This is a genomic window from Paenibacillus sp. HWE-109, from assembly GCF_022163125.1.
In the GTDB taxonomy this organism is placed as follows: Bacteria; Bacillota; Bacilli; order Paenibacillales; family NBRC-103111; genus Paenibacillus_E.
On record NZ_CP091881.1, the window covers coordinates 1,225,090 to 1,237,635 of the forward strand.

General features: G+C 41.2%; 6 protein-coding genes. 5 read left to right on the forward strand and 1 reads right to left on the reverse strand.

Annotated features, from left to right (window positions below):
- Window positions 1-31 precede the first annotated feature (31 nt).
- On the reverse strand, window positions 32-2,719 hold the full coding sequence (locus tag LOZ80_RS05060) for an alpha-L-rhamnosidase (protein ID WP_238170399.1): 2,688 nt from the start codon (window positions 2,717-2,719) through the stop codon (window positions 32-34).
- A 115-nt stretch (window positions 2,720-2,834) separates the two neighbouring features.
- Here LOZ80_RS05060 and LOZ80_RS05065 point away from each other — a divergent pair, with 115 nt between their 5' ends.
- The 5 genes from LOZ80_RS05065 to LOZ80_RS05085 all read left to right on the forward strand — a co-directional run bounded on the left by LOZ80_RS05065 (window position 2,835) and on the right by LOZ80_RS05085 (window position 12,545).
- Window positions 2,835-3,707, forward strand: coding sequence for an AraC family transcriptional regulator (locus tag LOZ80_RS05065; RefSeq protein ID WP_238170400.1), 873 nt, complete (start codon window positions 2,835-2,837; stop codon window positions 3,705-3,707).
- Window positions 3,708-3,903: 196 nt separating this feature from the next.
- On the forward strand, window positions 3,904-6,756 hold the full coding sequence (locus tag LOZ80_RS05070; protein ID WP_238170401.1) for a GxGYxYP domain-containing protein: 2,853 nt from the start codon (window positions 3,904-3,906) through the stop codon (window positions 6,754-6,756).
- 183 nt (window positions 6,757-6,939) lie between these two features.
- On the forward strand, window positions 6,940-8,127 hold the full coding sequence (locus tag LOZ80_RS05075; RefSeq protein ID WP_238170402.1) for a GntR family transcriptional regulator: 1,188 nt from the start codon (window positions 6,940-6,942) through the stop codon (window positions 8,125-8,127).
- Window positions 8,128-8,329: 202 nt separating this feature from the next.
- The gene (locus LOZ80_RS05080) at window positions 8,330-11,335 is read left to right on the forward strand and encodes an alpha-mannosidase (RefSeq protein WP_238170403.1); all 3,006 of its coding nucleotides are present in this window, start codon (window positions 8,330-8,332) and stop codon (window positions 11,333-11,335) included.
- Window positions 11,336-11,375: 40 nt separating this feature from the next.
- Complete coding sequence (locus LOZ80_RS05085) at window positions 11,376-12,545, forward strand: GntR family transcriptional regulator (protein ID WP_238170404.1); 1,170 nt, start codon at window positions 11,376-11,378, stop codon at window positions 12,543-12,545.
- The last annotated feature ends 1 nt before the right edge of the window (window position 12,546 follow it).

Here is a 12,546-nt window from a genome sequence, read left to right on the forward strand (position 1 = left end):
ATCTGATCGCGGAATATGGTTCATAAATGGATTAATTAGACTTTGTTCTGTAATCTCTCGCCAGGTGTACACGGTTATAGCACGAACGGAAATGATACGTTCCTGATTGTACTTTACAGACCACATACTCCTTTAAATCCATATCTTCCACAATAACTTCATCTTGAAGTCTAAGGGCAACTCCACTTTCTGTTACTTCATGTGAGTTTAGAGTTGGAATGAAAATGGTAGCTTGGCAGTTAGCAGGAACAGTAACCTCTATACTGAAATTCCCATCAATGGATAACTGCCATGAGACCTTGATCTGGCCGTACAAAGTCTCTATTTGGGAGGAAACCTGCGATAGCGGACCTAAAATATGTGGCATCACTTTAAAAGATTGATATCCTGGCTTCTCAATCTGGATTCCTGCAAGATACTTGAAGAACCATTCTACAACAGTTCCGAACATGTAATGGTTTTGTGATCTTGATTTTAATTCCCACTCTTCCAATAGTGTGTGAATACCATTTTCAAGCCAGAATCCCCAGCTCGGATACGTTTTTTGATCAGCGATGGCATAAGCCAACTCACCAAATCCTAAGTCAGTAAGAACTGGCAGAATGTATTTCGTACCGATAATTCCTGTGTTTAGATGCTTTTCTCGGACATTAATGATGTCATTCAATAAATGTAGGACAACTTGGGCTTTATCTTCACTAGGCGTCAGCCCAAATGCGAGTGGAATGATATTGGATGCTTGCCGATAACCAGCTTCGATCTCTGTTTCGTAAATACCCGCATCGCGATTGAAGAATGTCTTGTGAAAGCTCTTAGCGATGTTCTTCGCCACATGGGTATACTGTTCAACGTCAGAAGCTGTTCCTACAACTTCCGCAATTTGGACAACTGTCTTTAGAATATGATAAGCATATGCCGAAGCCATTAAGCGCGTTCCTTCCGGCGCACTCCAATCCTTGCTTCCTGGGGGAACCCAATCACCAAGCACACTATGTGCGGTATGATCCGCATTAAGTTTGGAAATCTCCCAATCAGCATAAACTTTCATGCTGGTATAATGATGTTCCAGTACGCTGCGATCCCCATAGTGCATGTAAAGATACCACGGAATAAGAACGTAAACAGAGGTCCAAACGGGTGCATGATCCCATCCCCACGTAGACGCAGGTACTATTAGTGGAATCGCACCATCTGGCTTTTGACAATCTTGGATATCTTGCACCCATTTCTCCCAGAATAGCAAAAGGTCAAAGTTATAATTGGCAGTTTCCGCAATAAGATGCGCATCTCCTGTCCAACCATTCTTCTCATAGACCGGTGTATCGGTAGGGATACTGTGCAAATTGTTAAGAATGGTGCGACTAGTTGCTTCATAGATTTGATTTAATAAGGGATTGGAACAGGAAAATGTTCCGGTTTTTCTTACGGAGGATCGAACAACTTTTCCGATGATCGAACCTATTTCTGGCACTTCAGGCCAATTAATCAATTCCACATAACGAAAGCCTTTATAGCTAAATGCAGGTTCCCAAACCTCTAATCCATTTCCATGTAAAATGTAATGATCTGTTTGACTTTCCCCGGATACATAAGAATTTTCATTATAAACCGATTCGTCTGGATTCAATTTTTCACCATAACGCAATTGTACGGAGGTACCCTTGCTACCCTGAACTTGAAATTCAACCCAACCCACGATGTTGATACCAAAATCAACGATATAATTACCCAACTCCGTAAGGTGAATACGAGAAGGTTGGACGGTATCGATAATCTGAATCGGTGGGATGATTTGTGACTGCAGCTTAACTGGAGAGCTCTCTATCAATGTAACGAGCGTCCAATCCGTATCGTCGTAATCAGATGATGTCCAGCCCGGTTTTTCAAGATTAGCATCATAAACTTCTCCACTGTATAATGAATTTTTCAACCTGGGTCCAGAAGTAGTACGCCATGTTTCATCGCTCGTGACCCATTGACTCGATCCATCCTCAAATTTGAGATTGAATTGGATCAACAGTTTAGGTTCGCTATTCCAAGAGGCTTTTTCCCAATTCCAAACATTTGGGGTTTTAAGTGCATAGAAGCCTCTTCCCAGCTCGACAGCAAAGCAATTGATACCTTCATATAAGCTAGATGTAATATCATGGGTCACATAAAATGTGCGCTGATCGTAATTCGTAAACCCTGGATCTAAAACATTGTTGCCTATTCTTTCACCGTTAATCCATAATTCATGATAACCAAGCCCACAAATATAGGCTCGGGCATGAACAATTGGTTTATCCAGTTGTACTAATTTTCGCAGCAAGGGAGCGGCAGCTTCATATTCAGTTGGATTCTCGGGTCCTCCAATCCATTGTCCTTGCCAATCGGTGTCATGCAAGAGGCCCATTTCCCACCAAGCAGGATCACTCCAATCACTCGGGATATTGTAATGATCCCAAGTTCTTACAGTCCAATAGCAGCGTTGACCGGATACGAGTGTTTTCCCTGAATACCGAATAGAGAAAGATTGATTAGAATCGATTTTCCCGGTATTCCAAATTTCACCCTTTTCAACTAGAAGGGTTTCTACATTGGAGGATACAAGTATTTGATAAGATTGTTGTTTAGTTCCGCGTTTATCAGATTCTAAACACCAGCTTAATCTTGGCTCCAAGGTGTCGATGCCTAGCGGGCTAATCGTATACTCTGTTTTTAGTTCAATAGGTTTCATGTTTTGCCTCCCATTCAATACACTTTATTATATCATTATACATTTCTATATTTGACATAAAAGAGTTGATTGCGCCAATATGAAGGAGGATACTGCCACGAAGGAGGGGTCCTATATGATTAAGAAAGCGGTTGGAATAGCGCAAGCGCAACTTTACTTTGACGAAGAATTGCCCTATAACGTGAGTAGAGTCTCCGAATCCTATTCACTTCAATTGCACGAGCACGAGTTTACGGAGATTTGCTATGTCGCAGAAGGGAGTGGCTTTCATTACATAGGTGAAGAGTCACTTTCCGTGAGCCCAGGGGATATGTTCGTATTACCACTCGGTACCTCGCATGTATTCCGCCCCCGATCAACTGATCCTGATGTTCAACTCGTTGTTTACAACTTTATATTCATTGCCGATAGAGTGGCCAAAGCATTAAAACAATTTCCAGGTCTTGAAGACCTGACAAGGGCTCTCCATCTCCTGAACATGGTTCCTGGACATCCTGATTGGAAGAAAATTCACGATTCATCCGGTATATTTCGCAGCTTATTGGATCAAGCATACAAGGAATTCAATCAGCGGAAGATTGGTTTTATTCCACGGATGCATTGCTTATTTATTGTTCTTGCAACTGAAATAGAGAGGCATCTCACTGAATTGGAAACTAATTATTCCATGAATAAGGATGGATTACTTAGAGACGCGATCGCTTTCATTCACAAGAATTTTGTAACCTCAATAACAGCGGATCAAGCTGCTAGTGAGGCTGGTTTAAGCGTGCGACATTTCCACCGAATGTTTGCTATAGAGATGGGGTATACCTTCGTTCAATATATCCAAAACTTACGTATTGAGCGCAGTTGCGATCTATTGAGAACGACTCGCCTATCTGTTTCGGAGATTGCAGAAGAGGTTGGATATCAGGATAAAGGTTTTTTTGTCAAATTGTTCAAAAAGAGAACAGGACATACACCACGTTCTTATCGAAATGTATAGTTTTGTGTTGAAATTATTTGATATAAATAATATAGTGAATATATCTTAATGGTTAGGGGGAGTGAAAGTGAGGATGTATGGATTAGATCTTAGCTGTAACATTTGAAAGCGCACTCAAAAGCGAGTGCGGAATAAGAACAGAGTTATCATGCTGCACTTTTCATGGATGTCATTTCAATTAGATGGAGGAAAGTTAATGAAGAAGACAAAGTTTATTAGTATGTTGCTCGCAGTATTTATTTTAGCCGCAGCTGTTAACTTAACAGTATCCGTTTCGCCTGCTGAGGCAGCAATTAACTGGCCGACAGGGCAAGTTCTCCCCTCGTTTCCTGCGCCAGCTTCTACACTTGATGTGATTGATACAACTACGGAATATAAATACCAGTCAAATGGCCCCCAGGTATCACATTCAACGGGTCATCTGGACAAAAACAATTGGATTGTTCAAACGGGTGTTGATCATGAAAATGATTTTATGATTTATGGACCGTATGCCACGGATATTCCTGTAGGAATCAATACGGCATTCTTTGAATTGGCTGTCGATAACAATACGGCTAATAACAATGCTATTGTGAGGATTGATGTAAGGGATAACACGAATGGACAAACATTGGCAGCCAGAGATGTTACGAGAATGGAATGGAATAGCAATGATTCGAACAGGTTGCAAAATTTTAATCTCACATTTAATAATACGAATGCAGGACATGCTCTTGAATTCAGGGTTTACTGGTACGGTGGATCATTCGTAAGGGTAGGAGCCGTTGGCACGAATCCAAAGGCGATGGAAGATGACGCGGTATTATTCTCAACCGTAAAAGGCTTGGTGAATAAGACCCAACCCCGAATTTATACGTATGATAATGCTGTGCGGGGTGAAGACGGGAAATATAATTGGTTGAATACACTAGGCCTTGGGCACACAGATGTGACGGATAAATATACCCTAATTACCAAATACAGAAGCGAAATTAATGGCATTGTAATCTACGATGAAGCGGTTCCAGATACAGTGAATTTAGCAACGACAATAGCATCACTTAACGGCGGTATCGTTGCTCCGCCTTCCGTGGTAGCCAAATTAACCGCAGCACCATATAACCTGCCTATACTGAATGATTTGCGTGGCATGTTTACGACCAAGATTCAAGTTTATCAATATTTATATAATAACTATTGGTCACAGGTGACGCACAAAGTAATTGTCGGATTAAATCCGACGATTAAGGGCTTTCTACGGGATTATGCCATTGCAGTAGGAGCGGCTACGATATGGCTTGACCCTAGTGTGACCGCAGAAGATACAATACTAAGGCAGTTCCTTTCAGGTATGCCGCATGATGGAACCGGAACCTATATGGGATGGTGGCCGGATGAAGGTGTAGGCGTTACGAGAACATCGGAATATGGGGTTACAACGATAGCAAGCGACTATTCTTCGAACTTGACTGTATTCGGAGGTACTTCCAGAATCGTCAATGTCAAACCATTAGCGAATAAGCCTGCGTTACAAAATAAAATTTATGTTTCCTTGATCCTTAGCGATGGAGATAACTTGCAGTATTTGGAGCATCATTTCAAAACAACCAAACTGTGGGATGCTCCGAATAGGGGGGCTATCCCGGTTGGGTGGACGGTTTCGCCAGCTATGCTGGATGCCATGCCTGGGGTATTGAACTACTTATATAACACAGCAACGCCAAATGACAACTTCATAGGTGGGCCAACGGGAGTTGGATATACGTATCCGAATTTTTGGACTAATCAAGGGTATTTGGATAACTATATAGCCTTAAGTGATGATTACTCTAAGCGTTCAGGCCTGAAAGTAAATACAGTTTGGAACACCATCCTTGGTGGGATCAATGTCAATGTCGGAAATAGCTATGCAATGAACTCCCCATCGCTTTTGGGTTTGACCAGCATGCAATCAGGTGGGCAGATTACGCAATATAATAATTTGTTGCCTGCTCAAGGGCTTAACGCCACCTATTGTTATTCAGAAGCATCGGTAATTTCAGAATTAAATGGTGCAATTACAGGATGGAACGGGGCGGCTCCGAAGTTTGTTTCTATTCAGTCAGAACCGTGGGACGTAACTTACCAAAATTTAGTGAATGCAGTGAATACTTTCAGCGGCAATAGCAACATTGTTTTTGTCACACCGGATAACTACTTCCAGCTTATGAGGGAATATTACAACTTACCAGTGGATCCGTCTACCGTTGTAAAAACGTACGAAGCAGAAAATACAAACTATGCCGCATCGCCATTTTCTCATACTGTCGGTCGTGCGGATGGTGATGCATGGTCTGCAAATGTAGCTCAAGATGATGCGGGTTTCATGCTGTGGGGTCCCTATGTCTCAACTTTACCAGCTGGTCAACTTACAACGACTTTCAAGGTCAAAATTGATTCTATCGCGGGAAATAACGACAATGTACTTAGGCTTGATGTTAGAGATTCTACAACTGGTCAAGATCTGGCGGCGTTTGATGTATACAGAAACCAGTTCAAGTCCAATAATTACTATCAAGATTTCAGTCTGAGTTACACGAATGTTGCTGGCCATCCATTGGAATTTAGGGCAGGATACAAGGATAATGCAAAGATTAGTATCGATAAGGTTACTACAACAACTAGCATAGGGAAGTATGAAGCCGAAGGCACTATTCTGGGGCATGGAGCAGGGCGTGTGGTTGGGGATGGCTGGCAAGCAAATCCTACGCAGGATAATGCCAATCATATGGTATATGGCCCCTATGATTCAAATGTGCCAATTGGAAACAGAAAAGTAACATTTGCGTTAAAAGTTGACAACAATACGCTGAATAATTTGCAAGTGGCGTCTATCGATGTATGGGATGCTACAGCTGGTACGGTATTGGCTTCACAAAATATACTGAGGCAGCAATTCACATCCGCTAACCAGTATCAGAATTTCAGTCTGTCATTTAATCAGACGACGCTCAATCATCAACTGGAATACAGAGTATATTATAATGATATTGCAACGATAACATTAGATAAAATAACGATTAATTAATTCTGATAGTCTTAAGTAAATGAAAAAAATGGCTTGTGATCTTGTCTACTTTATTCGTAAAGTAGCAGGTTGCGAGCCATTTCTATTTTGCGTAAAGTCTTCGAAAGGGTGTGGCTATTGACTACGAGGTTTAATTTGCTATAATTGATATAAGATAACTTCGTAAATAGGGGTAAATTTAATATGAGTAATGAGAGACAGCCACTATATATGCTTATTCAGGAGCATTTCAAGCGTTTGATTACCTCGGGGAAACTGAATGACGATGACAAGATTCCGACAGAGAAAGAATTGATGAGTGAGTTTAATGTTAGTCGGATAACGGTTGCAAATGCCCTTACTCAGTTAGCGAAGGATGGTTGGATTTACAGGGTACCTGGAAGGGGGAGTTTTGTTAGAGGTGCCTCCATGCCTCAGCCTGTTGCGCAACTTCTTGAGCGGCTTGAAGAAAATGAAGATGAAGCAATTGCGGTTGTTGAAGAAAGTTCCAAACCTCCTTTGAAAAAGCATCGTCAAATGATCGGTTTTTTAATCCCGTCTCTAGAAGATTACTTTGCGTTGCGATTGATACAGGGGATTAATTCTATTTTGGATGAGACTCGGTATTATTTAGCGATAGTACTTACGAAGCATAACAAGGATAGAGAGAAAGAAGCGATTCTGGAACTCATTGATAAGGGTGCGGAAGGACTGATTATTTTTCCTATTGATACGGAAACGTATAATGAGGAAATTCTCGCATTGAAGATAAGGAATTATCCGTTTGTTCTGATCGATCGGAATTTACCGGGGGTCGAGACACACGTGGTGAGCTCGGATAATTATATGGGTATTCAATTGGCGGTTAACCACTTATGGGATTTAGGTCATAGGGATATTGCTATCGTGACGGATTCTCCTCTTTCGACGATTACGGTTGAAGGACGGATTGCGGGTTACATGGAAGCGTTGAAGCAGAAAAATGCGTTGATCAATCCTGCACTGATCCTAACCGAGTTTACTATTGATTATAAAAATGGTGTCGATGATCAGCATCCGTTATACAGGTATCTCCGAAATAAATTGGCTACTGCCTATATCACACTGAATGCTAAACTTGGGCTGCACATTGCTGCGATTGCTCATCGTTTAGAGCTAAATGTCCCTTGTGAGCTTTCTATTCTCACTTTTGATGATCCATCCTCTGGTGAAGGAGAGACAAGATCCTTTACGCATGTTGCGCAATCAGAAGCGGAGATTGGAAGCAAAGCAGCCGAAGTCTTGATAGGGCTATTGGAAGGTAATTCTGAAGAAGATGGCAAGTATCGCAAGATCATACTTCAACCGAAGCTAATCGTGGGGAAATCAACAGGTCCAGCAATTCGGAATTAAATGACATAGGGCGAACTCTTTATAGACCGGAATGGTCATAGAGAGGCGCTTTTTTTTTTGCGAAAAATGAAAATAATGCTATATAATTTTGAAATAATAATTGAATTATCCGATATATATGATATATTTATATCATTAATGAAATGCATTTGTATACTCGAATCAAATTACTTCTCAACTCAAGAAAAGGATGGTACAGCAGATGCCTTACGAAACAATTAAATTGGAAAGACTGAAAGCTACCCTCAATAAGATCCAAAAACATATTTATTTACCTGTAGCATCATTGGAAGTTACGGCATTTGTAACTAAGGAACCAGTCGTATTCGATCTTAGAGACAGCGGCCAATTTATTGAATTGTCCCCAGGTGATAAATGGGGTGAACTTTGGGATTGTGCATGGTTTCATTTTTGTGGAGTGATTCCTGAATTGGCTGCTGGCCAAAAAGTGGTCCTGCTTATCGATGTGAATGGGGAACTTTGCTTGGTGGATCACGAGGGGACTCCTGTTCAGGGACTAACGAATGTGAATTCAGAATTTGAGATATCACTCGGTTTACCAGGTAAACGGGTAGTGCATGTTAGCTCTAATGCAACTGGTGATGAGGTCATTGATATATGGGCTGATGCGGGTTGTAATGATCTTTTTGGGTATTATCGCAGTGGAACATTAAAAGAAGCGGATATTGCTATTTGTTATGAAGAAACGAGAAAATTATATTTTGATTTTGAAGTCCTTCTGGAATTAGTGGAGCATCTCCCTGAGCAAAGCTCGCGGCGAATCCGTGTGCAGCAAGCGCTTTACGAGGTAGCATTGCTGTTGGCGGAAATGACGGAAGAAAACATTAGTGCGGCACGGCGAATTCTTGAACCTGAATTATTGAAGAAAGGTGGAGATCCTTCACTTTCGGTTAGTGCGATAGGGCATGCACATATGGATCTTGCTTGGTTATGGCCGATTCGTGAAACCATTCGTAAGGGGGCGCGAACATTTTCCACGGCGCTGCGAATGATGGAGCAATATCCGGATTATGTTTTTGGTGCAAGCCAGCCTCAATTATATGTATGGATGAAGGAATTTTACCCGAAGCTCTATGAACAGATTAAAGTCAGAATTGAAGAGGGGCGCTGGGAAGTTCAAGGAGCCATGTGGGTAGAACCGGATTCGAACATTGCTGGAGGGGAAACGCTTGCCCGGCAAATTTTGTATGGAAAACGATTTTTTCTTAATGAATTTAATAAAGAAATGCAAATTCTATGGGTCCCTGACATATTTGGCTATAGTGCGTGTTTACCTCAGTTGTTAAAGCTATCTGGTGTTCCGTATATGGTGACTCAGAAGCTTTCCTGGAACGTTTATAATGATCATCCGCACCACACATTTATGTGGGAAGGCTTGGATGGCAGTAAGGTGCTTACACATTTGCCTCCAGAGGATACTTATAATAGTCCGGCAGCCCCTAGGTCCATTATTAAAGCGGAAAAGGATTATTTGGATAAAAATATTTCGGATATCTGTTTAATGTTATTTGGGATTGGGGATGGCGGGGGAGGGCCTGGGGAAGAACATCTCGAACGGTTGCAGCGTGAAAAGAATTTGCAAGGTCTTCTGCCTGTCAAACAAGAACCGGCATTGAATTTTTTTGAAAAGCTAAATATTCAAAAGGAAAGATATAAAACTTGGCGTGGAGAGTTATATTTGGAGAAACATCAAGGGACCTTAACATCTCAAGCTAGGAATAAACGGTACAATCGAAAGATCGAAAAAGCCTTAAGGGAGCTTGAATTCGCGGCTAGTTTAAATTTATCTCTAGGAGGGACTTATCCCGCGGAAGAGTTGGAGAAGATTTGGAAAGAAGTGCTGCTGTATCAATTCCATGATATTTTACCTGGATCTTCCATAACACGTGTGTATGATGAGTCGCTTGAGAGATACGAAGTGTTATTATCGAGAATAGAAGAGTTGGTTAAGCAACATTATGAGCGGCTTGCTGATGGAGTTAGTGTATCATCTATTGCTAAGCCTGTTGTTATTTTTAATTCACTTCCATGGGTACGTAAGCAATGGCTCCAAATACAAGATCGATGGGTTTACACCGCAACGCCTTCTATGGGATATCAGGTTGTGGATGCGGCGGGTATCGTATTATCTGAATCATTAGAAATAAAATCTGCTTCACATTTGATGGAAAATGAATTGTTGCGAGTCGGTTTGAATCACGATGGCACTATTTATTCGATCTATGATAAATCATTAAACAAAGAAATGATAGCTGCAGGGGCGAGGGCGAACGTGCTATCTATTTATCCTGATAATGGTGATGCTTGGGATTTTCCGACAGATTACGCAGAGACGAAGGCTACGGAGATGAAATTAATAGAGGTGCAAGCTTATGTAAATGGACCTCAAGCAATAATAGAGCAAACGTATCATTATGGTAAATCAACGCTTCATCAAAAAATCATCTTAACCTCGAGAAGTAAACGGCTGGATTTTGAAACGATGGTCGATTGGCAAGAAGATGAAAGAATGCTTCGTGCTTCATTTCCTGTTCAGGTGTATACAGACAATGTCAATTGTGACATCCAATTTGGTCATATAAAACGACAAACGCATCGCAATACTTCTTGGGATCGTGCTAAGGATGAAATTTGCGCTCATCAATGGATTGATCTATCGCAGTCTGATTATGGGGTAGCGCTTTTGAATGATTGCAAATATGGTTTTAAAGCCGATGGGAATGTTCTTGATATTAATTTATTGCGTAGTCCATCAAGTCCGGATCCGGAATGTGATAGAGCGCAGCATGAATTCATTTATTCACTTTTTCCGCATGAAGGTGATTTTGTGCAAGCGCAAGTCTATAAAGAGGGGTATGAGTTAAATGTTCCGCTTCGTGTCGTCGATGTTGCGTCGAACAATGGGGTTGGGCCTCAGAGCGAATCCTTCTTCTGTATGGATTCCCCATATGTAATGATTGAGGCTGTGAAAAAAGCAGAGGATAGCAATGATATCATCGTGCGTCTTTATGAAACATCTGGAAGAAGCGTTATTACAAATCTTCAAGTGAAATTACCTTTTACAACGGTATCTTTAGTTGATTTAATGGAACGTGAACTCTGTGCAATTGCTCTGGATAATGAGACCATTAAGCTAAGTTTTACTCCATTTGAAATCAAAACCATACAATTATCTGGACGGGTATGAGTCTGCTGGCAAAGTGGATTTCGAGAAGGAGATGGATAGCTTGTTAAATGATGCGAGAGTACCGCTGTATTTACAAATTCAAGAGCATTTCAAAAATCGAATCATGGCAAGCGATCTCAAGGAAAATGATCGAATTCCATCTGAAAAAGAGCTTATGGAGTTCTATGGTGTGAGTCGAATTACAGTCGCTAATGCATTAGGTGAGCTCGCCAAAACTGGTTGGATTCACCGCATTCCTGGAAGAGGGAGTTTTGTTCAGGCTAGGGAATTAGTTGAAGATACCCAAGCTTTGGCAGGTGAACAATTGGATGTGAGTTTATCGAGTGCGTTTGAAGCTGTCAATAAACGAATAGGGCTGGTCATACCCAAAATAGAGGATTTCTTCGCTATTCGTTTATTGAAAGGGATTAATCATGTTCTGAATAAAAGTGGATGTGAGTTGGTTATTTATTTAACTGAAAACTCAAGCTTGCGTGAGAAAGAGGCTATTGGGCAGCTCATTCGGATTGGTGTAGAAGGCTTATTAATATTTCCGATTGATGCCGAACAATATAACGAAGATATTATTAAGCTGAAAATGGATAACTATCCTTTTGTACTCATTGATCGTTATTTACCAGGCATTGAAACAAGTTTTGTGAATTCTAACGGGGGACTTGGTGCGGAGTTAGCAGTGAATTATTTGTGGGAGCTCGGGCATCGGAATATTGCAATTTGTTCGGATTCTCCGTCAATGACGGTGACGGTGCAGGATCGTATTAATGGATATATCAAAGCGTTGAAGCTTAAGGGGGCTTTACTCAATCCAGCGCTTATTTTGGTGGATTTTACCATTGACGAGAGTGGGGGAGTGCCTGAAAGTCATACCTTATATCCATTAATGAAAAATAAAACCGCCACCGCTTACATTACGTTAAATTCTCGCCTTGGTGTTCATGTTTCCAAGTTGGCCGATCAACTTGGTCTTCATGTTCCAAGTGATATATCCATCATCACGTTTGATAACCCGTTTATGGAAATTGGTAACGAGGGTGTTTTGTCCTATATTTCACAATCCGAAGAAGAAATTGGTGCTGAAGGAGCGAAAATTTTATTGCAGCTACTAACCAATAAGAGGAAAGTGGATGCGCCATATTCTTTTGAAACCAAAACGATAAAACCCAAATTAGTTATACGGGATACAACAGGACCCCGAATTCAAACCTTATGAG

Excerpts from the sequence above, each read along its gene's own strand:
- LOZ80_RS05065 (WP_238170400.1), top strand. The coding sequence starts at position 2,835 with ATGATTAAGAAAGCGGTTGGAATAGCGCAAGCGCAACTTTACTTTGAC.
- LOZ80_RS05060 (WP_238170399.1), bottom strand. The coding sequence starts at position 2,719 with ATGAAACCTATTGAACTAAAAACAGAGTATACGATTAGCCCGCTAGGC.
- LOZ80_RS05075 (WP_238170402.1), top strand. The coding sequence starts at position 6,940 with ATGAGTAATGAGAGACAGCCACTATATATGCTTATTCAGGAGCATTTC.
- LOZ80_RS05080 (WP_238170403.1), top strand. The coding sequence starts at position 8,330 with ATGCCTTACGAAACAATTAAATTGGAAAGACTGAAAGCTACCCTCAAT.
- LOZ80_RS05070 (WP_238170401.1), top strand. The coding sequence starts at position 3,904 with ATGAAGAAGACAAAGTTTATTAGTATGTTGCTCGCAGTATTTATTTTA.